General features: G+C 41.7%; 17 protein-coding genes and 1 pseudogene. 14 read left to right on the top strand and 4 right to left on the bottom strand.

Annotation, left to right across the window (positions count from 1 at the left end; all coding sequences use genetic code 11):
* Positions 1-204 (top strand): annotated as a pseudogene (locus ACR2F3_RS10940) (hypothetical protein); the annotation flags it as partial.
* Positions 205-262: 58 nt separating this feature from the next.
* Here ACR2F3_RS10940 and ACR2F3_RS10935 read toward each other — a convergent pair.
* Positions 263-2,740: a M1 family aminopeptidase gene (locus ACR2F3_RS10935; protein WP_432710012.1), complete on the bottom strand. Its 2,478-nt coding sequence runs from the start codon at positions 2,738-2,740 to the stop codon at positions 263-265.
* A 233-nt stretch (positions 2,741-2,973) separates the two neighbouring features.
* On the opposite strand from ACR2F3_RS10935, the gene ACR2F3_RS10930 reads away from it, so the two are divergent.
* The 8 genes from ACR2F3_RS10930 (at position 2,974) to ACR2F3_RS10895 (ending at position 13,014) form a co-directional block, all read left to right on the top strand.
* Positions 2,974-3,660 carry a DUF4397 domain-containing protein gene (locus ACR2F3_RS10930; RefSeq protein ID WP_432710011.1) on the top strand — a complete coding sequence of 229 codons (687 nt, stop codon included), beginning with the start codon at positions 2,974-2,976 and terminating at the stop codon, positions 3,658-3,660.
* Positions 3,661-4,022: 362 nt separating this feature from the next.
* Positions 4,023-7,220, top strand: a complete 3,198-nt coding sequence (locus tag ACR2F3_RS10925) for a SusC/RagA family TonB-linked outer membrane protein (protein WP_432710010.1) — start codon at positions 4,023-4,025, stop codon at positions 7,218-7,220.
* A 31-nt stretch (positions 7,221-7,251) separates the two neighbouring features.
* The gene (locus ACR2F3_RS10920; RefSeq protein WP_432710009.1) at positions 7,252-8,787 is read left to right on the top strand and encodes a RagB/SusD family nutrient uptake outer membrane protein; all 1,536 of its coding nucleotides are present in this window, start codon (positions 7,252-7,254) and stop codon (positions 8,785-8,787) included.
* 220 nt (positions 8,788-9,007) lie between these two features.
* Positions 9,008-9,370, top strand: coding sequence for a LiaF transmembrane domain-containing protein (locus tag ACR2F3_RS10915; protein WP_432710008.1), 363 nt, complete (start codon positions 9,008-9,010; stop codon positions 9,368-9,370).
* Positions 9,371-9,495: 125 nt separating this feature from the next.
* Positions 9,496-11,682 carry an outer membrane beta-barrel protein gene (locus tag ACR2F3_RS10910; RefSeq protein WP_432710007.1) on the top strand — a complete coding sequence of 729 codons (2,187 nt, stop codon included), beginning with the start codon at positions 9,496-9,498 and terminating at the stop codon, positions 11,680-11,682.
* Positions 11,683-11,750: 68 nt separating this feature from the next.
* A complete protein-coding gene (locus ACR2F3_RS10905) occupies positions 11,751-12,287 on the top strand; it encodes a hypothetical protein (RefSeq protein ID WP_432710006.1) in 537 nt (178 codons plus the stop codon).
* Between the two features lie 2 nt (positions 12,288-12,289).
* The gene (locus tag ACR2F3_RS10900) at positions 12,290-12,808 is read left to right on the top strand and encodes a GNAT family N-acetyltransferase (protein ID WP_432710005.1); all 519 of its coding nucleotides are present in this window, start codon (positions 12,290-12,292) and stop codon (positions 12,806-12,808) included.
* Positions 12,809-12,888: 80 nt separating this feature from the next.
* Positions 12,889-13,014 (top strand): hypothetical protein, encoded by a 126-nt coding sequence (locus ACR2F3_RS10895; RefSeq protein ID WP_432710004.1) that lies wholly within the window; start codon positions 12,889-12,891, stop codon positions 13,012-13,014.
* A 43-nt stretch (positions 13,015-13,057) separates the two neighbouring features.
* Here ACR2F3_RS10895 and ACR2F3_RS10890 read toward each other — a convergent pair whose 3' ends face one another.
* Positions 13,058-14,284 carry a cation:proton antiporter gene (locus tag ACR2F3_RS10890; RefSeq protein WP_432710003.1) on the bottom strand — a complete coding sequence of 409 codons (1,227 nt, stop codon included), beginning with the start codon at positions 14,282-14,284 and terminating at the stop codon, positions 13,058-13,060.
* A gap of 172 nt (positions 14,285-14,456) precedes the next feature.
* On the opposite strand from ACR2F3_RS10890, the gene ACR2F3_RS10885 reads away from it, so the two are divergent.
* Entirely contained in the window at positions 14,457-16,598 is a 2,142-nt protein-coding gene (locus ACR2F3_RS10885; protein ID WP_432710002.1) for a prolyl oligopeptidase family serine peptidase, read from the top strand.
* On the opposite strand, the gene ACR2F3_RS10880 is transcribed toward ACR2F3_RS10885, so the two are convergent.
* The gene (locus ACR2F3_RS10880; protein ID WP_432710001.1) at positions 16,595-17,239 is read right to left on the bottom strand and encodes a DUF6266 family protein; all 645 of its coding nucleotides are present in this window, start codon (positions 17,237-17,239) and stop codon (positions 16,595-16,597) included. The genes ACR2F3_RS10885 and ACR2F3_RS10880 overlap by 4 nt on opposite strands.
* 314 nt (positions 17,240-17,553) lie before the next feature.
* On the opposite strand from ACR2F3_RS10880, the gene ACR2F3_RS10875 reads away from it, so the two are divergent.
* On the top strand, positions 17,554-18,036 hold the full coding sequence (locus tag ACR2F3_RS10875) for a hypothetical protein (RefSeq protein ID WP_432710000.1): 483 nt from the start codon (positions 17,554-17,556) through the stop codon (positions 18,034-18,036).
* A gap of 563 nt (positions 18,037-18,599) precedes the next feature.
* On the opposite strand, the gene ACR2F3_RS10870 is transcribed toward ACR2F3_RS10875, so the two are convergent.
* Complete coding sequence (locus ACR2F3_RS10870) at positions 18,600-19,814, bottom strand: carboxypeptidase-like regulatory domain-containing protein (RefSeq protein WP_432709999.1); 1,215 nt, start codon at positions 19,812-19,814, stop codon at positions 18,600-18,602.
* A 267-nt stretch (positions 19,815-20,081) separates the two neighbouring features.
* On the opposite strand from ACR2F3_RS10870, the gene ACR2F3_RS10865 reads away from it, so the two are divergent.
* The 3 genes from ACR2F3_RS10865 (at position 20,082) to ACR2F3_RS10855 (ending at position 22,559) form a co-directional block, all read left to right on the top strand.
* On the top strand, positions 20,082-20,951 hold the full coding sequence (locus ACR2F3_RS10865; RefSeq protein WP_432709998.1) for an SDR family NAD(P)-dependent oxidoreductase: 870 nt from the start codon (positions 20,082-20,084) through the stop codon (positions 20,949-20,951).
* Between the two features lie 94 nt (positions 20,952-21,045).
* Positions 21,046-21,969 (top strand): helix-turn-helix domain-containing protein, encoded by a 924-nt coding sequence (locus ACR2F3_RS10860; protein ID WP_432709997.1) that lies wholly within the window; start codon positions 21,046-21,048, stop codon positions 21,967-21,969.
* 35 nt (positions 21,970-22,004) lie between these two features.
* A complete protein-coding gene (locus ACR2F3_RS10855) occupies positions 22,005-22,559 on the top strand; it encodes a YfiT family bacillithiol transferase (protein WP_432709996.1) in 555 nt (184 codons plus the stop codon).
* The last annotated feature ends 45 nt before the right edge of the window (positions 22,560-22,604 follow it).

Genomic DNA, 22,604 nt, shown 5'->3' with positions numbered 1-22,604 from the left:
GTCCCTCTCTATTGTCTTCCTAAGACCGCTTGGCCTCCGACTTCATCAGAACCATATCCTTTTGGCCAAAAACATATTCAGGAAATTCAGGAAGTATTACCTTACACGGAAGTGAGGCTGGTTGACGGGGAAATGTTTTCCTGGTACGGTAGCCGCCTGGTAAAATCGGTTCAGTACTTCTTTCAATTGCAAAAGGAATTATAATAAAAACGGCCGGATCATTTGTGTAATGACCGGCCGTTGTGTGTAATGAAAATAATGACTACCTCAGTTCCTTGATTGCTTCATCAATATAAGTTAAACTGGCTTGATCGCCCTGTTTCTGCTGTTTTAGCTGTGTTAAAAAATTGCTCACAAAGCTGTTGGCGCCATAGGCCTTGTATTTCAGACCTATCGCTTTTACTGCATCGACGCCCTCTCTGATCATCTTAGGGTCGTTTGTTTTCCCCAGAATGTTGATATAAGCTGGAATGAGCTGAACCTGCTCATTAGTGCCGGCAGCTTCAAATTTCTCCTTCACAAAAGGCAGTTCTTTATCCGTACCAAATTTAGCATATACATTTACAATGGCTTCCGTTAAAGCTTTACGGTTATCCTTTTCAAGCACCCTTGCAATAGTTAACGATTCTTCGGGTTGCTGAAGGGCTAAACCCATCAAGGCTGCGCCTTGCACCGCATACGATTTGCTTTCTAAACTTTTCTTAAAAATAGGCAAGTCTGCCGCCGAATTTCTCGAAGCCAAAGCTGCCAGGGCCTGTGCCTGTACCAATGTATTCGGATCGCTTACGGCAAGTTTTTCAATGATTGGAAACGCAGCAGCAGCAACTGAAGGTTGTGTTAAGTCTAAGCCCTGCAAGCTGGCAATCCTGATGCCGTAGAATTTATCGTTCAAACCTGCAAGTAATATTTTAACGGCTTGCGGATCTTTCTTTTGTGCACCAGCAGCCAGTACAGCTTCCAGGCGGTCTCTATATAAGGGGGCATTTGCATATTGGAATGCAAACTCGCTTAACGATTTATGGTCATTTTTTTCGGCTAACAATACCTTATCCGCATCCACGTTTACCAGGTTTGGCTTTACAGCAGATGGAAAACTAAAAGTCTGCTCGGCTTTATTAACAACAATCTGATAGCGTTTCTTTTGTCCGCCAGCATACACATCAACTGCCATGGGTAAGGTAAATACCTGTCCACCCTGCGTCTGTTTAATCGTTATTTTTTCCGTTTTTGTAGCTTCATCCCAGTTGTAGCTGATGTCAAGGTTGGGGTGTCCAGCCTGGAAATACCACTGGTTAAAAAACCAGTTTAAATCCTTCCCGCTTACTTCCTCCATGGCCAGGCGTAGTTGGTGCGCTTCGCCATTTTTAAATGCATTCTGCTTCAAATAAAGGTTCAGGCCCTTGAAAAATACATCATCGCCAAGGTAATTACGCAACATATGTAAAATACGACCGCCTTTCTGGTACGATACCAGGTCGAAAACCTCTTCTTTGTCATCATAGTCAAAACGTACAAGCTTTTTGTTGGCGTCCTTTTCAGAACTCAGGTAATTGGTGAGGTCCTCGTAATTATGTTCATCGGCTACATCCTTACCATATTTATGCTCCGCCCACAGGTATTCACCATAGTTAGCAAAACTCTCGTTTACGGTGAGGTTACTCCAGCTTTCTGCGGTAACATAGTTACCAAACCATTGGTGAAATAATTCGTGCGCAATGGTGCTTTCTGCCTGGCTAAAGGTTTCGTCAAGCATTTCACGAGGGGTACGTTGTACATAATCGCCGTGTAGAGTTGCTGTGGTGTTTTCCATGGCACCACTAACAAAGTCGCGAACCACCACCTGGCTATATTTATTCCATGGATAGTCAACACCCAGAAGCTTCGAATAGAATTCCATCATTTCCGGCGTTTTACCAAAAATTTCCTTGGCATATGGTGCATATGCAGGTTCCAGGTAATAACTTACTTCTTTATCTCTCCATTTATCTTTGTAGATTTTAAAATCACCCACGGCCATCATAAACAAATAGGGGGAATGTGGAAGATCCATTTTCCAGGTGTCAGTGCGGGTATTATTGCTGTTTTTCACCTGGCTTACCAATTTGCCATTCGAAAGGGTGACATATTTAGATGGTACAGTAATGCTGACTTCAGAAGTGGTTTTCTGATTGGTTCTATCGATGGTAGGGAACCAGGCCGAAGAAGCCTCGGTTTCACCCTGTGTCCAGATCTGTACAGGTTTACCAGCAACAGTACTGTCGGGATTAATAAAGTAAAGGCCTTTGGCATCGGTAATGGCCGCACTTCCTTTGGCCTTTAACTCTTCAGGTTTGGCCGTGTATTCAATAAAAACCGTATACGGCTCCTCTGGTTTGTACATTTTGCCCAACTGTATTTTAAGCTGCTGCTGGTCGTAAGTGTACTTCAGTTTTTGTAATGATTTTCCATTCACTAACGAAACGTTGGCAATGTCCATGCCTTTGGCATCAAGCGTTAGGGAGTCGGTAGGGTAGGCGAATGGCTTTAAGTTAAGCCAGGCTTTCCCATGAAGTTGTTTTTTAGCATAATCAAACTTAACGTCTAATTTAGTATGCACCAATGCGTTTATTTTAGGTGCAGAAGCGCGGTATTGTATGTCTGCTGGTGCTGTATGTGCTTTTTCAGTTTGCGCCCAACCCAGGTTTACCGCAAGTACAAAGGCCAGACAAGCTACCGTTGATCTTCTAATGATGTGTTTCATATTCAAATTTAAAAGCACAAAATACAAAAAATGGACCTTAGAAAAGCCAATACTTTTAAAATGACCGCTCGTTTTTCGTTTCAATTTTCAAAGATTAAGCATGGTGATAAATTGCATCAAATCGATGTCTTTGTAAGAAAAACACTGAATAATTAATTAATTGGGAGTGGTTTTTGCCTTGTGTCTACCGGTAATCACATCTATTGCCACATTTACTTTAAAAATTTATTACTATGAGAAACAAATCATTATTAAAGAATGTACTAGCTGGACTATCGATTCTAGCCTTAACAACGGGTTTGACATCTTGCAAAAAAGATGACGTAGACGAAACAGGAACTGCACAAGTTAAAGTAGTAAATGCGTCCCAGAGTTCAAGTGACCAGGGGTTTTTCCTGGCTAACACGCCAATAGTAGCGAACGGCCTATCCTTCGGCGAGGCAAGCGATTACATTACGACGGCGTCTGGCAAAAGGTTGACCGCAGAGTTTAAAAATGAGGGTGCAACATCACCTGTCGCTACAGACAACTTTGATTTTGACAATGGAACGCGCTACACCGTATTTTTAGCAGGCGATGGCCAGTCGGCAAGGATTAAAACATTTTCTGACGACCTTTCTGCACCTGCATCCGGCCAAGCCAAAGTTAGGTTTGTGCATTTAAGTGATGCTGCCCCAGGCAATGTAGACATCCGCAGAGGTAACGGCGACAACCTGGTAGTTAACTTATCAAGAGATAACGCTAGTGATTTCATGACTGTTGCTCCAGGTGTTTTAGAATTAAATGTTTACCAATCCGGACAAACTACCAGTTTAGGAACTTTTAACCTGGCCGCTTTTTTACCTGACAGAATTTATACAGTTTTTGTAACAGGTAACTCAGCCAGTGCTATCAGAGTAAATCAAATTACACATAACTAATTATTTTTAACTTATTGAAACGAAGCCGGTTCCAGCCATTGGAGCCGGCTTTTTTTTTGAACAATAATTTTGTATTTGATACATACTTTGTTTAATATTGATAAGTACAACTATCGGTATCAGTAATATGTTTAGGGGGCTTTTCAGCAAAAAACTGAAGAAGTTTCAGAATTAATATCCATTAATATTATCAAACATGATGACGAAAAGCACAAGTCTTACCCTAATTAGTAAAACGGTTTACTATACTTAATCCTAAATGCTTTAATAAAATGCTGCAAGCAACAAACGGAGCTCCTTGCTGCACCATGATCAGATCTTGTTAACACATTACATTATACAACCTAACCAATCGTATCCTTATGAACATTAAACAATTACTTTGTACAGGTATTCCTGTCGTCTTGCTGATAGGTAATCAAACCCCCGCCACAGCCAAGGCAGGGGTTAGCATGGAGTACCATGCTGCAAGCAGTTTTAACGCCCCATTTCAGGCCCAACAGATCCGTGTTACCGGGATCGTGCTCGATGAAGATAACAAGCCAATTCCCGGTGTCGGCATCAAAGCTTCCCCTTCCGGCCGTTCTTCTGTGAGTGGCAATGACGGGAAGTTCGTGATTGAAGTACCCAGTGCCAACGAACAACTCACATTCACTTATATTGGTTACATCACACAAACCCGAAATGCTGGTACAGGTGAAAAACCATTAACCGTGCTTATGCCTCTGGCTGAAGGCGTGGTATTAGACGATATTGTGGTGGTGGGTTATGGTACCCGCCGTAAGTCGGATTTAACGGGTGCCGTAGGTTCCGTTAAACAGGAACAACTGGCAGAACGTCCGGCCGCATCCTTGAACCAGGCGCTTGCAGGCCGTGTTACGGGCGTGCAGGTGAATACCAACTCTGGTCGCCCAGGCGGACAAACCAATGTGCGTATCCGTGGATTTAGCTCCATTAACACCACTAACAACCCCCTATATGTAGTAGATGGAATCATTTTGCCAGTAGGTAGTCAAACACAGAACTCTAATGCTATCGACTTTTTGAACCCTGGTGATATTGCTTCAGTAGAGGTATTGAAAGATGCCTCGTCTATTGCCATTTACGGTGCCAGGGGGGCAAATGGGGTTATCCTCATTACCACAAAAAAAGGGAGTGCTCAAGGAGGACGCATATCTTATGATGTAGATTTCAGTGTACCTACCATTGGTCCGCAACGTGTGGAAATGCTTAATGCACGCGAATATATTGAAACAGAGAACCTGGCTTACGAAAATGCAGCCATATATGATCCTGCAGGTTTTGCCGCCGGTAACTACACCGACCCCAGGATAAAAAGGTTGTCGTTACCACTACTATTTGATGCAAGTGGCAACCCGCTATACGATACTGACTGGTTTAAAGAATCTACCCAGAACAAACTGAGTCAGAATCACCAGCTCGGATTTACCGGAGGTAACGAAGAAACCACTTTTGGTCTATTTGTTAACTACCGAGACGATAATGGTTTATTGCTAAATTCTTACCTCAAACGTTATTCTGGAAGGTTCACCATGGAAAGTCAAATCAAACCATGGGTTAAAGTAGGGGGTAGTTTAAACTACACCAACCAGGATGAAAACCTGATCGATATTGGTACAGGAGGATTAAACTCGGTGAGGATGATTACAGAGAGTTTTTCCTTTTTGCCAGTAAAATATCCTGACGGATCCTGGGCTGACAACCAGAATTACCCAGGTGCAGAGGGTGGGTCCAATCCGGTACACATCTTAACAGACAGACAATATAAGTTGCAAACCCAAAATGCATTGGGTAATGTTTACGCGAACATTAACCTGGCTAAGGGACTGGAATTACGCAGTGTGTTAGGTGCAAACGTTGTAACCCGCGGACGTAATGAATACAATGGCCGTGGACTCTATGGTATTTCTTTCGACCAACGTGGAAGGACGTTCCTTGATAACAACCGTGAAAGCTACTGGTCTTTCGAAAATTACATGACCTATAATAAAGTCTTTGCAGAAAAACATTCCGTTAATGCAACCCTGGGTTTATCGTGGCAAGAGACTAATATTTTCGGTTTTGATGCCAGTGGAGAGAATTTTTCAACCGATTATTTTGGGCCAAACAACCTGGGTTCTGCAAGTAAACCACTTCCTGGCGGATCCAGAAGATCAAGATTTGCCTTTAACTCTTATTTCGGTCGTATAAATTATGTGTTTAATGATAAATACCTGTTTACTTTCACTGGCCGTGCCGATGGTTCATCGAAATTTGGTGCCAATCACAAATATGCTTTCTTCCCGTCAGCTGCTGCAGCATGGAGAATTTCAGAGGAGGATTTCCTGAAAGACAACCCAATCATTTCCAACCTGAAGCTGCGTGGTAGTTATGGTAAAACCGGTAACGCTGAGATTAACACTTATGCCTCGTTATCTTTGTTAGGCACAGGTTATTCAGCCATTATTGACGATACCCGGATTACCGGTGTTGGAACTAACAGGCTGGCAAACCCAGATCTAAAATGGGAGAAAACCGGACAATCTGATATAGGTATAGAACTTGGTTTGTTTAACAACCGACTAAATATCGAAGCCGATGTCTATTACCGTAAAACAACCGATATGTTGCTGGCAGCCCCTGTACCTACATCAAGTGGTTACGGTTCGATTACCAGAAACGTAGGTAGTATGGAAAACAAGGGTTTAGAGTTTGCGTTGAATACCGTAAATATTAATAACGATACTTTTACCTGGAACACTACTTTCAACATTTCCTTTAATAAAAACAAAGTGTTGGAGCTGGCTACCCCAGCAGATATTTTTGGTCTGGGTAACCCTGGATTTACCAATGAAACAGGTATCATCAGGGTGGGTGAATCCGTTGGTTCCTTCTGGGGCTTAACCCGTTTGGGCACCTGGTCTGAAGCCGAACGTGAAGAAGCTGCCAAATACAGTTACAGGGGTGGTAAGCCGTTGATGCCGGGAGATGTTAAATACCTGGATGTAAATGGCGATTATGCGATTAACGACGCCGACAGGATGATCATCGGTAACAATAACCCGGAGGGTTGGGGATCGTTTGTGAATAATTTCAGATACAAAACTATCGAGCTTTTATTAGATCTGCAATTTTCTTACGGAAACGATGTATTAGATATGAGTACACACTCTGCCGAAGACCGTGTGGGTATTGCCAACAGTTACAAATCAGTTCTTGATGCCTGGACGCCACAAAACCAGAATACACCAATTGCGGCTATCCGGGATACGCGTGCAGGTTATGTAACCAATGTTGATACAAGATGGTTACAGGATGGGTCATTCATCCGTGGCAGAAACTTGTTACTCGGGTACACTTTCCCAACCAACATCAGCCAGAAACTGAAAGTAAGCAGGTTACGTGTATATGGAAGTGTGCAGAATTTCTTTCTGATCACCAAATACAGAGGTAACGATCCGGAAGTAACCACTTATAGCAATGTTTTTGCTCAGGGCCAAACGTTTTTTGACTACCCTAAGCCAACTACCTATCTTCTGGGACTAAATATTGGTTTATAATTTATCAGCTTTCCATTCAAATATTAAGATCATGAAATATAACATAAAACAGCTTCATACCTTGTTCTTGATGGCACTTCTGGTGCTGGGAACGGGTTGTAAGAAATTCCTGGAAGAAAATGACCCTTCAAATTTATCGCCTGATACCTATTATACCCTGCCAGAACATGCGGAAGCCGCAGTTGCCGCTGCGTATGCGCAAACTCGTTTCATTGGTAATGGTGCAGGTATTTTTGTGGCTAATTTCTCCATGCTGGAGGTAGTAACCGGAACAGCGCGGACAGAAACAGGGCAAAATTCCGATTTAAATAACTTAATCGGCTTGCAATACAATGGTGATAACCTGCTGGTGCGTAACTGGTGGAACGGATTATACAGCGTAATTGCACAAACCAATTTGGTATTGGACAAAGTTCCTGCTATTAGCCCAATGAATGAAGCCAGGAAGGCACAAATTCTTGGAGAAGCCAGATTTTTACGTGCATGGGCTTATTTCTACCTGGTACGTTTATATGGCGATGTACCCTTGGTTACGGTGCCACAGCAAGCAAATTCACCCGATTTTCTGCCAACAAGAACCTCCTCCGAGGAAATATACAACCTGATTGTTGATGACCTTACCCAGGCAGAAAACGCTGGCCTTCCATGGAAGGACGAAACCGGAAGGGCAAGTCGCGCAGCAGTTTCCTCTTTATTGTCTAAGGTTTACCTCACCATGGCGGGTTTCCCTTTAAACAAAGGCGCTAGCCACTATGCTCTGGCAAGAGATAAAGCACTCGATGTGATCACTAACAGTGGCATCTCCTTATTCGCCACTTACAATGACTTGCATAATGTAGCGAGAGAAAATCAGGAAGAGCATATTTTCCAGATCCAGTACCTGGCTACGATAGCTGGTAACCCAATGCAGCAGTTATTACTACCTAACTTTAAAAATGTGTCGGCGTGGAGTGATGAAATTGGATCTACGGTTCCAACCGTTCAGTTTTACAATTCCTATGAACCAGGCGATCTGCGTGCAAAAGATCGGGAGGGGTTCTTTTACACTTCCTATTATGATGGTGGAAGCGGAGCTTTGAAACAACTAAATGCACCATATATCTATAAACACTTTGATGTGGTGGCGCATGGTACATCGGGAGTTCCGGGAACCACCCAGTCTGACATGAACTGGCCACAAATACGTTATGCCGATGTGTTATTGATCTATGCGGAAGCACAGAATCGTGCTGACGGAAGTCCGAATGCACAGGCTTATTCCGCCCTCAATTCCATCAGGTCACGTGCCCAGATCCCTACACTTAGCGGTTTGTCGCAAACCGCATTTGAAGAAGCAGTATGGCGCGAACGCTGGCACGAGCTGTGTTATGAAGGTATTACCTGGTTTGACATGGTGCGTTTGAGAAAAGTGTATAACGAAACTACTAATGGTTTTGACAACTTTGTTGGACATCGTTTTCCTGATAATCCATCCATTGCATTGGCAGAAAAACACCTGCTATTTCCTTTACCAACTGCCGAATTACGGAACAATCCTAACCTGACCCCACAAAACCCAGGTTATTAGTAGCTCAACATAGCTATTAGCATACAGGCTGTTCTTTGCATCGCACTTTTTATTGATTTCAAGTGCGTTGCAAGGAACAGCCTGTTTTTTGTATATATCTGATTCCAAAAGGGCAATAGTTTACCGGCATAAACAGCCCACTTACCGCCCCTAAACCCTAACATACCATTTACACCTTGTTGAACCTGCTTTTCCACCCTAGTTTTGAAGAAAAAAGATTATGGAAACGCTAAATAACAACAAAACGAAAACCTATTTTATCCTTGGAGTTTCATTCCTTGCCGTTGGATTATTATCCTTAGCAAGCAACCTGGGATTTTGGATGCCTTTCTGGGTATTTAACTGGTCTACCATAATATTGGGTATTGGCTTACTACTTGGTTATCGCAAAGATTTCAAGGCAGGCGCCTGGATGATTCTAGTTTTTATAGGTGGTTTAAACTTCCTGCAAAATATATTAGCGGTGTCGTTAACGCCCCATATGTTTGCTTTGTTCTGTGTGGGACTTGGTATATACCTATTGGTGAAACCTGGAAAACGTAGAAACTGCTTCGATAAAAAACCGCACCATGGTGCAGAATAACAAGGGGCACGGTAATGAGTGTTAGGTAACTTCTGCTTATGTTAAAGAAAGTTAAAATAAGCGAGAACAATAAATAGCTGCAGCTAATCATTTACATTAGCACTTGCAAACCAACTATTTAACCCATGTGTAAGCCTGAACCTATCCTCGCTAAACCAGTCGCCATTACCGGGCCTCTTTCTTGTTTGATGTTCACTTTATTTTTGTGCAGTATGCTGTTTGTAAGTGTGTTTGCGCAAGAAAAACCGGAAAAATCGCTTAGCGCTAAACCCGATAGCTGCACTGTGATACCAAAAGACGGAACTCCATTGAAGGAGGTTCAAATATCTGGCTCCAAGCAAACGTTTTACAACAATAAAGGAAATATTAAGGTCAACATCGAAAATACCCTCTTTTCGCAAATTCCGAGTGTGGTAGAGCTGCTGTCAAAGCTTCCCACGGTGCAGCTTAGTAACGACAAGGAAAATATTAACATCATTGGTCGTGGTGAACCGCTGATTTATCTCGACAACCAGAGAATTATCGTTAACGACCTTAATAACCTGTCTACTTCCGATATCAAAACGATAGATATCATCCACAACCCTTCCTCCAAATACGAAGCCGAGGGGAGATCTGTCATTGTAATCACCAGAAACAAACGGAAAGAGGATGGTTCAAAAGTAAGTTTGTCGACAACCAACTCGTTTAAAAGGTATTTTCACACAAGAAATGGCCTGCAGGTAAACGTTAAAAAGAATAAGCTGGAATTTAAAGGAGGCTTGCAATATAATCACCAGAACCTGTGGGAGAGTAATGGCAATGATTTCAGCATTCCCGAACAAAATATCGCAAGTAATTACAGGGTTTATTCGATCGGTACGCGCAAACAGACCATTTTAAATGGAGGCATTTATTACCATATTAATGAAACCGATTACTTATCGGCCGACGTTAACAAGCGTTACCAAGACGGTGATTTTGTCAATACCACCAATTCTACGATCATGCAACTGGGGGTTTTAGACCATATCTACACCCTGAATAACAACGAGGGTGCCCGCCCACTTTTTAATGCCAACCTAAATTTTAATAAGAACTTCAAAAATCTGGGTGGACAATTGTTTCTTGGCGCACAATATGCGCGATTTGCACATGACGTCAGCAATACTGTCTATAACAACAATAATTACACGGAAGCCATCCTAAACCACAAAAGGTTGCAACATTATGGTGCAGAAGTGGTTACAGGAAGGGCAGATTTCGAGAAAACATTTCAGCCTAAAATGAAGCTGGATATTGGAACCAGTGTATCAGTGGCGACATCCATGTCGGGTTTGAATCAAACGGAGTATGACCCTACCAATGAAACCGAGTCTATCTTTGAATATGGCGAACGGCTATATGCAGCCTACGCGCAACTTTCAGGAGAATTGAATAAGTTGACCTATACCGCTGGGTTGCGAATGGAACATGCCGATAATGAGGGAACGGGCAGTTCTTCATCGCTGCTGCTGAAAAAGAATACCACCGACTTCTTTCCGAAGGCTTCACTTAGTTTGCCAATGGGCGATGCCAATAGCCTGAGCCTGAGTTACGCAAAAACCATCACGCGGCCAAATTATGCAGCATTAAGCCAGTTAACGATCTATATAAACCCTTTCTTTGAATGGGCAAACAACACCAATATCAACCCCTCCATTAAACAGGAGCTTGCCGCAACGGTTCAGTTAAACAACAATTCATTGAGTTTGAGTTATTATACGGCAAACGATCCGGTGTATTATGCAATTCAATTTGATAATAATGATCAGAAACTTCGCATGATTAACACCAATTATGAGTCAGAAAGCGGACTTAATCTTTTGGTGACGGTGCCTTTCAAGTATAAAATCTGGAAGAGTACCAATACCTTTACAGGCGCTGCCAGTAAAGTTAAAGACCCTGCTGCCCGTTCTAATAAAATGAAACCCTATTTGTATGTCTATTCCAACAACCAATTACAGCTACCGGCGGGTTATACCTTGATGGTGTCAGGTTGGGCAATTTCAAAAAGAAATGACGGTGTATTTGACCAAAATGCCATGTACGCCATAGACACCGCCATATCTAAAACCTTTGCTAAAAAGCTAACGGCTACGGTAAGCTACAACAGCATACTCAGTACCACAGAAAGTAAGGAAAATTTTGCAACCCATAATGTTGTGGCCAGGGGAGTCTATTACGCTGATGTCAGGGAAATTGGCCTGAGTTTAAAGTATGCTTTTGGAGACATCAAAGAATCGAGGTTTAAAAACAAAGAAGTGAACGATAGCAGGGGAAGGATTAATTAACTGATCTTATAAATCTTTTTTATATTGTAGTTCCATAGCCATTTTTGTTTAATTAAAGCTCCTGTTGAATGCATAAATTACTGCTCTCCCTGCTGTTCTCTGTTTTTATGATCTCTTGCAAAAAAGAAGAAACTCTTGATCAGAATAAAGTTATCCATCACAAAATAGATGGGATTTACCTGTTGAATAGCGCATTTACAAGTAATGCTGTCGACCTAAATCAGGATGGGGTAGCATTAAACGATATGATTAGAGAGATTCCGAACATTAAAAATAGCAACATTGAAATCAAAGTTACTTCCACATTCATGTATTTTTATATGTTGTGGCCGGAACAAGACACTCGGCAGTTTCCATCCAATTATTGGTATGAGAAAGCCGTTTACGCTAAGATGAATTTCGATGAGCATAACAATCAGCTGCTAATAGAAAAGAAGACAGATGATGCAGTTACGGGCTGGTATCCACCACAGGAGGCGTATTTTCAAAATGATAAGATTAGGATGAAGATGAAGAGAACATTGCTTACCAAAACAGGGATGAAGGAAGTGATTATTGATGCGACATACGTGAAGATGCCTGAATATAAATCTGAATACCGATAAATATGATTTTTGAAAGCAACAGACTTTATTTCCGGGAGATCATGTCTGATGACGCTGAGGCCATTTTTGAAATGGATGGAGATCCAGACGTACATCGGTTTCTAGGGCAACACCCTATAGAAAATCTGGGCCAGGCCATCAAAGATATCAATCATATCCGCCAGCAGTACATAGAGAATGGCATTGGTCGTCTGGCTATTATTGAGAAAGAAAGTGGCCAGTTTGTGGGTTGGGGCGCTTTTAAGTTGATTACCGAAAGTATCAATGGACACCAGAATTTTCACGATTTAGGCTACCGTTTTATTAAACGGCACTGGGGTAAAGGGTATGCTACCGAAGCCGCAAAAGCAGCCATTGTTTATGGGTTTAGCATTTTAAAACTTCCTGTCATTTATGCCATTGCCGATATCGGTCATCGTGCTTCCAGAAATGTACTGGAGAAATGTGGCTTTGTCAATGAGGGAACCTTCGAATATGATGGTACTCCACATGTTTGGTACACACTTAAGCGCCCGCGTTAATAGATAACTCCTGGTTGTACCATATCTTTTGGGAATAACAAATGAACAATTTTATATATATTGTATTCAAATACATTAACATGGAAAAGAAACATTTAATCGAACACACGCTTTTCAAAAAGCTCGCACTGGGTGCTGTTATGATGATTATCCTCGTATTAATTGGTAAAGAAGGTTATGAATTTGGCCAGTGGCTCAGGCAATAAAAATTACGTAATATAATTACAATTTATGCAGCCCTCCACGTTTTTAAACCAATTTATTTACCACCTTGTTCAAGGTTAGGCCCTGTACAACGATAGAGAATATTACGATACAGAAACTAGCTGTTAAAATGAGGGCACTGTAGGGCGAAGGGGGCAGGGAAAGGGCGAGTGCGACAGAGATGGCACCCCGAAGTCCGCCCCAGGTTAAAATGAAAATGCTGCTATACTTTACTTGTAAGGAGTGTCTGTACAGAATTATTGGCAGCATGATACTCAGCAAACGGGCCAGGAGTAAAATAATAATGGCGATACCTCCTGCCAAAAAATACATACTGTTAAAAGAAACCGAAACCATTTGCAGGCCAAGGAGTACAAAAAGGATGGTGTTTAACAGTTCATCGAACAACTTCCAGGTGTCATTCAGGTAATCGCTCAGCTTTGATTCCCGATCTGTACTTAAGGGCCTGCTACCGATCAATAATCCGGCGGCGACTACAGCCAGTGGTATAGAAATTTCAAATAAACTTCCGCATAAGGAGAGAAGCATCACCAGGGAAAAAGTAATCATTACGGTGGTTTGCGAATCCTCTATACTACGAATCATCCTCAAGGCAACCCAGCCAAAGGCCAGGCCAAAAAGTTGACCTCCAAAAACTTCATGTACAAATAACATCCCAACATGCTGCCATGAGAAGCTTGTATCCGGTTTGGTAGCCATTCCAAGAAATGTGATAAACAGCACGATACCGCTGCCATCATTAAACAGCGATTCTCCATTTATAATGGTTTCCAGCCTTTTGGGCATCTTTGTTTGTTTTAGTAAAGCAGCCACGGCCACGGCATCGGTAGGTGATATCAGGGCGCCAAATACGAGGCAGTAGGAAAATGGCATATCAAGGCCAATAAACTCCGCTGCATAGTAAAACAATCCGGCAAAAATCACGCTGGAAATCAGTACGCCTACCGTACTGATGCGGATGACGTCCTTTAAGTTAGAGGTGAGGCTTTTTACATCAAAGCGGAGGGCGCTGGCAAAAAGCAGAAAGCCTAGTAAGCTATCTAATAGCGTATCTGAAAAATCTATAGATGCAGTCAGATTAGTGATCAGTTTGGTGAGTTGGGGAATTTGACTGCCAGCAAATACCGTAATCGCCGCAGTAAATATAGATAAAAGCATCACGCCGATTACCCCCGGTAACTTTATCCATCGGGCGTTGACATAGCTGAAGATGGAGCTAATGGCAAATAAGGTAGTGAGAATTGCGAACAAAATCTTGCTTATTTACTTAAATATAAGATTTATTGTTGGCACGTTTCTTTATGTTGTAAAATTTATTAATGGTTAAATCTGGTTTTATTATTGTCATAATAAGCGGTTCATTAGGTATTAAACTGGTTTGGAATATTCATTTTTTGTAATTTGATCGCTAAATCATTTAAATATGCAAAAACCGTTAAAAAATACTTTGGTGTTACTTGCCGCAATGTTGCCAGTTTTTGCGGAAGCACAAATGAGTAATACAACACCACAAGCTGATATGACTTATCCAGAAACAACAAAAGGAGACGTAAAAGATAACTATTTTGGCACCACCGTTGCCGATCCCTACCGCTGGTTGGAAGACGACCGGTCTGAAGCCACCAAAGCATGGGTAACCGCTCAGAATAAAGTTAGTGAACAATATTTTTCTCAAATTCCATTCCGGGGGGCGATCAAAGACCGCTTAACGAAATTGATGAATTATGAGAAGTATTCACAACCTTTCAAAGAAGGTGGTTATACTTATTTCTACAAGAATACTGGCTTGCAGAACCAGAGTGTGCTTTACCGCCAGAAAGACGGCGGAGAAGCCGAAGTATTCCTTGATCCAAATACTTTTTCCAAAGATGCCACAACCTCACTTGCAGGGACCAGTTTTTCTAAAGATGGAAGTTTATTGGCCTACCAGCTTTCTGAAGGAGGATCTGACTGGACCAAAGCTGTGGTCATGAATACTAAAGATAAAACTATCATAGGCGATACGCTAACCTATATTAAGTTTTCAGGCATCGCCTGGCATGGTAATGATGGGTTCTATTACAGCAGTTACGACAAACCTACAGAGGGTAGCCAGCTGAGCGGAATTACCCAATACCACAAGTTATATTATCACAAGCTGGGTACCAGCCAGAAAGATGACCAATTGGTTTTTGGAGGCGAGAAAACACCACGCCGTTATATTGGTGCAGGTTTAACTGAAGATGAGCGTTTCTTAATCATCACGGCTGCCAATTCTACATCAGGTAATGAGCTTTATATCAAAGATCTAAGTAAGCCTGACTCGCCAATAGTTCCTGTGGTAAATAATTTCGATAAGGAACATTATGTATTGGATAACGATGGAAGCAAGCTTATCATTTATACCACCTTAAATGCTCCCAACGGACGTATTGTTACCGTTGATGCTGCACAGCCATCACCAGCGAACTGGAAAGAACTTATTAAAGAAACACAAAACGTATTAAACCCATCAACAGGTGGCGGTAAAATATTTGCTAATTATATTAAAGATGCCGTTTCTATGGTGCTGCAATATGACCGCAATGGTAAACTGGAGCACACTGTTGAGCTTCCAGGCATTGGTACCGCAAATGGATTTGGCAGTAAAAAAGAGGAGAAAGAATTGTATTACATCTTTACTTCTTATGTATATCCAACCACCATCTTTAAATACAATGTAGAAACCGGGAAATCTGAAGTATACAAAAAGACCAATGTAGATTTCGATCCTACAAAATACGAGAGTAAACAAGTGTTCTATACCTCAATGGATGGAACCAAAGTGCCAATGATTATCACCCATAAAAAGGGCTTGGCCTTAAATGGTAAAAACCCAACTTTATTATATGGATACGGTGGTTTTAATGTAAGTTTAACCCCTGCATTTAACACCTCTGTGGTGGTATTACTGGAACAAGGTGCTGTATACGCCGTTCCAAATTTACGTGGTGGTGGCGAGTATGGTGAGAAATGGCACCTGGCCGGAACTAAAATGCAGAAACAAAACGTTTTCGACGATTTCATTGCTGCAGCAGAATACCTGGTTGCCAATAAATACACCTCCAAAGATTACCTGGCCATTAGTGGCGGATCTAATGGTGGTTTATTGGTGGGGGCAACTATGGCACAACGCCCAGAGCTGTTTAAAGTTGCCTTCCCTGCGGTAGGTGTATTAGACATGCTGCGTTACCACAAGTTCACAGCAGGAGCAGGCTGGAGTTTTGATTATGGTACCTCAGAAGACTCAAAAGAGATGTTCGATTACCTTTATCGTTATTCACCGGTACACGCCCTAAAACAAGGTGTAAAATACCCTGCTACATTGGTTACCACTGCAGACCATGACGATCGGGTAGTGCCGGCACATTCCTTTAAGTTTGCTGCAACGCTGCAGGAAAAACAGGGTGGACCTGCACCGGTGCTCATCAGCATTCAAACCAATGCCGGTCATGGCGCGGGCAAACCAATGGATAAAGCCATTGAAGAAACAGCCGATAAATGGGCATTTATGCTTTACAATATGGGTTTAGACTATAAGCCTTAAATAGCGCTTAAAGTACCCAAATAAATACTATCTGCAGCTTGAAGTCTGTCGTCAGACACAAAACTGATGTATACTTCAAGCTGCTCTTTTAACAAATCAGAGCTCACTGGTAACACATCTTGTTCCGCTCTGCGTTTGGCGCCGCTATCAATGCATACGCTCCTGTTCAGTAAAGGCGAATACGCCAGCATCATCACCTGATCGGTGTGAAATTTGAATTCCAGACTCGGCGGACAGTCCCATGTAAACTTCAACCCGTTTTCCATACGTTCTACGGCCGGATGTACAGCTTCTGCTAATTCACCTTTGCTTAAGGTTAACTTTCCATAATCAATATATTGTTCAGGATATTCACCCAACACTGCTGTTGATTTGTTAGCACTTACGGCCAGGTTATGGTAATTGTGTTTAGTGCCAAGCGCTAAATGTCCAAATCCCCGTTTCAAAAATTTAGTCGCTTTTTTAAAAAATACGGTCAGCACTTTCATTTGCTGACGGTTGGCAAGCTGGGCAAGGCTAGGAGGTTTTGTAGACCCTTTTCCTTTTGCCCGTATTACATTTTGGCCGTTTAAGAGGTAGGTAACGACCGGACCCACGGATCCATTGATCTCGCCGAGTATGCCTGTTGGTAATAGTCCCATGATAAGTGTTTTCTATGTTAGCAATATAAGTTTGTTTAATATGTAATATAAGTTAAAATGTTTGCATAAACTTATAATTGTTAAAGTATATTTTTGGCGTTGACCCGCCCTCGCTAGGGGGTTGTATCGTCTGTAGGCGAACAGAGGGCGACGAAAGGGCGAAGAGAGGGCGAACCAACCCCCTAGAGACCCCCTTGCAAATGAAAGGTCATTTGTCGTGTCTATTAATTTTCTTTTAGCGCACAATGCGATCATAATAAACACTAATCCCAAAAAAAATTGTTAACTTAATCAGTATACTAAAAACCATAAATATGAAAAATCCAGTCCTATTTACATTACTCTGCGCTTCCGCATTATTCGCCAGTTGCGGTCAGAATACCGATAGCAAAAAGGTTAAAGATATTGATGCAGCCAAAACAGATTCTCTGGCAACTGCTGAATGTTATGTTGCGGTTGATTCCAATGATAAAGCTACCCTTAAACTATTCACTGGTAATGATGGTAAGGTGACGGGGAGTTTAGTGATTGATTATCATGAAAAAGGTAAAAATGATGGTACCCTGGAAGGGAAGTATAGTGGCGACACGTTATTTGTGGATTACACGTTTAAAATAGGAACAAAAAATCCAACCGTATATAAAAACCCATTGGCTTTTCTAAAGAAAGATGGCAAGCTGACCTTAGGGGTAGGGGTAATTGAGACTTACATAGGTAGATCATACTTTGCAAAAGACAAGCCGATCCGTTTTGACAGGAGTAAATTTATATTTGATCCAGCAAATTGTGAAGAATAGTATGGTTATAAATGTGGATAACCCTGTGGATAACCAGGGTAAAACTATGTTGGTAACAGGTGTAGAACCCGTTGGTAACACGTGGAAAAAGGGTGAATAAAGTGTTAATAATTATTTTAAAATAAACTTGACATGTATAGTTAATTAGCTGTATATTAGATATATCAAATACGGAGTACCTTGATAAGCTGAAAGACTACATCCAATGATACCATATGGCCCAAGGGCACGAGGGTGAGGATGATTCGCAGGTAAAGCAATGTTAAGATTCGACGCAACGGAGAATCGAAGAAAAGAGTAACTTAGTTGAGAAACCAGGTGAAATCATGAGCTGCCTAATCAGCATGTAAAACTTTGAACGGTTCTATGGAACGGGGAAAAAGAAATTACATAAAACGTGTATAAACTGGTTTGAAAAGATCAGGCATACCATAAATATCAATGGAGGAACGATTTGATGTTTTTTAGATAGCTACGGCTATTTGAAATGAAGCCAGGGAACCTATTCGAACGAAGCGGAACCCTGGCTTTTTTATGTTTGGTGGGGTATAGCCACTATCATTTCATAGCCCATGCTTATTAAAATAATTCCCAATCAACTTCTTCTTTTCAAAATCTTCAATGACTTTATCTTCTAATGGGGTTCTTTTGATAACAGGATTATCCATCCAGAAGCTTGGATCATAACTTACCTCCTTTAAGATGTCCTCGTCATTGGCCGTCAGGTTCAACGCATAAAATGTAATTTTTGAAAGATCAGCTTGCTCGTTGAGCATATATACCTGCGAGTTATAGCTTAAATGGCCGCCGCCAAGTAGTCCTGCATATTTAATTTTTGCATTAACATCCAAATTAGCATATTTTAGAATGTAATGGTTGCCGTTATTACTTTTAGTATAGATGGCTTCCAGTGGACTGTCGTCAATTTCCAGTTTTACGGGTCCACCACTAGTAATCTTGAAATTTCGCACAAAGCCAGTTATTCTGGATACATCATAGCTACTTGTGTTTATAAAATAACGGCCTTCAAAATACATCGTTTTCGGCTGGATCTTTTTATTCTTCAGGTGGCATTCAATGATAGCGATTTCATCTTCACCATCTTTGATGTAACCTTGTAATTTATAGTTGTAAAATTCTGAGGCGTTCTTTCCTAAAGGCGTAGCAAAGACAGAAGAGGAGAGGTAGCCTACGGATGCGAAACTGATGAAATTAAAATTTGAAAGCGGGACGTTTTTTTTTGACTTTGAAGATCTTGATTGCGTAGGGTTCCATCCAAGGATTGCAAAATTACTGTATTGAGCATCAAAAAAACTTTCACTTACCCCCGTGTATTGATCATTTAAGGAAGACAATTGTCTGATGAAGGCTTTGGCATAATGTCGGTTGCCCGCATTATTTAAGGCCTTCTTATAGGCAGAATCCATAATAGACTTGGAGGGATTGCTGGTGATGTTAACCTCATCGAGATTGACCTGAGTTGCCTGGAGTTTGATCGCTATGGGCTGATCTATTTTCAGATTTGATATTTCTACAGCCTGATATCCTAAATATGATGCGATAATCCTGGAGTTTTTATGGGCGCTAAGCGTAAATATCCCTTCTGAATTAGTAACAGTTAATTCTTTCCCATCAACTTTTATGGTGGCGTAAGCAATAGGAAGTCCACTTTCGGCATCTTCAACTTTTCCTGATATCCGGGTTTGTGCTAAACCCTGATTTACAATGAAAAAGATGGCAAAAAAAACTAGCCTTAATATATTTTTTAATTTCCTCATTAATTTAAACTTACAATTTTCCTTTAACAAAATCCGTATGTCTAAAAGATTCGCTTCGTGTTGATCTGATGCATTTTACACTGGTCTTTATTTATTTTGTTTTTTATCATAGGCACGAAGATTTGAAAAGGTGTTGAACGAGCCTTGCTTAACCAATTGTTTGAATTTTGCAAGTATTCATTTGTTCGCTGCAAACGGACCATCGCACCAGGATCTACCTTTGTTTAACACTAATTAAATGTTTTACACTAATTAAAAGGAACAATCATGGAAATAACACATCAAAAAGTATGGTTCATTACCGGCGCATCAAAAGGTTTAGGTTTAACACTTGCCAAACAATTATTAGCACAGGGGCAACAGGTGGCCGCCACCTCAAGGCGCGTGGAAGATCTTAGCGATGCGGTTGGGGATAATGATAATTTTTTGCCACTGTCGGTAGACATCAGTAATGAAGACAGTGTGGGCAACGCCATTGACCAGGTGATTGCGCACTTTGGAAAGCTGGATGTTGTGGTGAATAACGCAGGATACGGCTTAACAGGTGCATTGGAAGAATTAACAGATGCAGAAAGCAGGGCCAATTTCGAGGTCAATGTTTTTGGTTCGCTCAACGTAATTCGTAAAGCCATGCCACACCTGCGCCGTCAGGGTTCGGGACATATTATAAACATCGCTTCTATTGGTGGTTTTACCGGCGCCTTTCCAGGATTTGGGATTTACTGCGCCACAAAATTCGCGGTACATGGTTTCTCTGAATCCTTAAGAGAAGAAGTGAAAGACTTTGGTGTTAAGGTAACGGTGGTTTCGCCGGGTTATTTCAGAACCAGTTTCCTCAGCAAGACCTCTTTAAATGTGCCGGCCAATCAGATGGCAGAATACCAGAAAGTACGCGCTGTACAGGATGCCCATGAGCATGACATCAATGGAAACCAGCCTAATGATCCGGAAAAAGGTGCAGCGGCAATGATTAAACTGGTGAGTCTGGAAAACCCTCCAGTTCATTTATTTCTGGGTGAGGATGCTTATGCACTTGCGGAAGCTAAAATAGCTGCGGTACAACAAGAAATGGAGCAATTTGCAGCTATTGGGAAATCGACAGGTTTCGATGCAGTGGTTAGTACACCTGTTCATTAATTGAAGGAATATTTTTAATTTTGAAGGAGGCTATCCATGCAGGAACTAAAAGGCACTCAGGAAGGTACACCAATTCATAAACGCAAGCAAACTGATGGAGGCAAAAAACAGGAGGACAGGAACAGAAACGCTGGAAGAATTTTACAAACATAAATTTGTAGGTATATCCGGGGACGCCCAAAAAGCCATCGGCGATTTCAATGTGTTCGTGATGGAAGACATCAGTACACCCGAAGGGAATTCTACGGTGGAGTATACACGTCGGGATTTTTTTAAAATCAGCCTGGTTTCTGGTACCAACTTGTATCATTATGCCGATAAAACAATAAAGATTGAGGGCACAGCACTCCTGTTTTTTAACCCTCGGGTGCCTTATAAAATGGAATGTGTAAAGGGTAACAATAAAGGCTTCTTTTGTATATTTAAAGAAGCCTTTTATACGGAAAAATTAAGGGGCAGTTTGAATGAGCTTCCGATGTTTTCCATCGGTGGAAAACCTTGTTACCTGCTTGATGACCAGCAGCAGGAGGAGGTTTCGCTGATTTTCAAAAAGATGATCAAAGAAACGGGGTCAGATTATAAATACAAACAAGACCTGTTGCTGACCTATGTGACCGAGATGATCCATTATGCTTTAAAATTGGAGCCTGCAGAGGGATTGACGCAGCACACCGATGCCAATGCACGGATTACGGCTGTGTTTTCAGAGTTGCTGGAACGGCAGTTCCCCATCATATCGCCCGAGCAAAGGCTGCGGATGCGCTCAGCAAAAGATTATGCTGACCAGCTTTTTGTGCATGTGAACCACCTGAACCGGGCCATTAAGGAAACCACGGGTAAAACCACGAGCTTTTATATTGCAAGCAGGATGGCGCGGGAAGCGAAGGCTTTGCTGAAACATACGGACTGGAACATATCGGAGATCAGTTACTGCCTTGGTTTTGAAGAGCCAGCGCATTTTAATAACTTTTTTCGGAAACATACGGAGGTGACACCAACTAAATACAGAATGGCATAACGGTGCAAAAGACTACCTAAACAAGATACTTAAATATGGAGACGAACCACGAACGACTAAAGTACCCCATTGGTAAATTCGAAAAACCAGCAATCATTGAAAATGCGCAAATAGAACGTTGGATTAAAAGTATCGAAGCGTTTCCCCAACAATTAAGTCAGGAAGTTCGCGGGCTTTCTGAAGAGGAATTGGAGCAGCAATACCGGCCAGACGGCTGGACCATCAGACAAGTGGTTAATCATTGTGCAGACAGCCATATGAACAGCCTGATCAGGTTTAAGCTGGCATTAACAGAAGATACGCCAACCATAAAGCCATACCAAGAAGATCGTTGGGCTGAACTGCCTGACACGAAAAAATTTCCTGTTGAAAGCTCATTGAAGCTGCTAAATGGGCTGCATGAAAGATGGGTTTGCTTACTCAGGAATTTATCGGACGAACAGTTGGATCGCCAGTTTAAGCATCCGGAAACGCAAGAGCTCATATCGTTAAAAACCAATATTGGAATTTATGCCTGGCATGGTGAGCATCATTTAGCGCATGTGAGAAATGCAAAAGCAAGGTTACAAACCAATCTTAACGAGGTGTAAAGAAGTGTATTCATCGCCAAACCTTTAAGCTGTTCAAATATTATT

This window comes from Pedobacter sp. (genome assembly GCF_045627485.1).
Taxonomy (GTDB): Bacteria; Bacteroidota; Bacteroidia; order Sphingobacteriales; family Sphingobacteriaceae; genus Pedobacter.
This window is presented reverse-complemented; position numbering and strand designations above follow the sequence as displayed.

Excerpts from the sequence above, each read along its gene's own strand:
- ACR2F3_RS10905 (WP_432710006.1), top strand. The coding sequence starts at position 11,751 with ATGCATAAATTACTGCTCTCCCTGCTGTTCTCTGTTTTTATGATCTCT.
- ACR2F3_RS10865 (WP_432709998.1), top strand. The coding sequence starts at position 20,082 with ATGGAAATAACACATCAAAAAGTATGGTTCATTACCGGCGCATCAAAA.
- ACR2F3_RS10880 (WP_432710001.1), bottom strand. The coding sequence starts at position 17,239 with ATGGGACTATTACCAACAGGCATACTCGGCGAGATCAATGGATCCGTG.
- ACR2F3_RS10910 (WP_432710007.1), top strand. The coding sequence starts at position 9,496 with ATGTGTAAGCCTGAACCTATCCTCGCTAAACCAGTCGCCATTACCGGG.
- ACR2F3_RS10860 (WP_432709997.1), top strand. The coding sequence starts at position 21,046 with ATGGAGGCAAAAAACAGGAGGACAGGAACAGAAACGCTGGAAGAATTT.
- ACR2F3_RS10895 (WP_432710004.1), top strand. The coding sequence starts at position 12,889 with ATGGAAAAGAAACATTTAATCGAACACACGCTTTTCAAAAAGCTCGCA.
- ACR2F3_RS10900 (WP_432710005.1), top strand. The coding sequence starts at position 12,290 with ATGATTTTTGAAAGCAACAGACTTTATTTCCGGGAGATCATGTCTGAT.
- ACR2F3_RS10915 (WP_432710008.1), top strand. The coding sequence starts at position 9,008 with ATGGAAACGCTAAATAACAACAAAACGAAAACCTATTTTATCCTTGGA.
- ACR2F3_RS10875 (WP_432710000.1), top strand. The coding sequence starts at position 17,554 with ATGAAAAATCCAGTCCTATTTACATTACTCTGCGCTTCCGCATTATTC.
- ACR2F3_RS10920 (WP_432710009.1), top strand. The coding sequence starts at position 7,252 with ATGAAATATAACATAAAACAGCTTCATACCTTGTTCTTGATGGCACTT.
- ACR2F3_RS10930 (WP_432710011.1), top strand. The coding sequence starts at position 2,974 with ATGAGAAACAAATCATTATTAAAGAATGTACTAGCTGGACTATCGATT.
- ACR2F3_RS10885 (WP_432710002.1), top strand. The coding sequence starts at position 14,457 with ATGCAAAAACCGTTAAAAAATACTTTGGTGTTACTTGCCGCAATGTTG.
- ACR2F3_RS10925 (WP_432710010.1), top strand. The coding sequence starts at position 4,023 with ATGAACATTAAACAATTACTTTGTACAGGTATTCCTGTCGTCTTGCTG.
- ACR2F3_RS10855 (WP_432709996.1), top strand. The coding sequence starts at position 22,005 with ATGGAGACGAACCACGAACGACTAAAGTACCCCATTGGTAAATTCGAA.
- ACR2F3_RS10870 (WP_432709999.1), bottom strand. The coding sequence starts at position 19,814 with ATGAGGAAATTAAAAAATATATTAAGGCTAGTTTTTTTTGCCATCTTT.
- ACR2F3_RS10935 (WP_432710012.1), bottom strand. The coding sequence starts at position 2,740 with ATGAAACACATCATTAGAAGATCAACGGTAGCTTGTCTGGCCTTTGTA.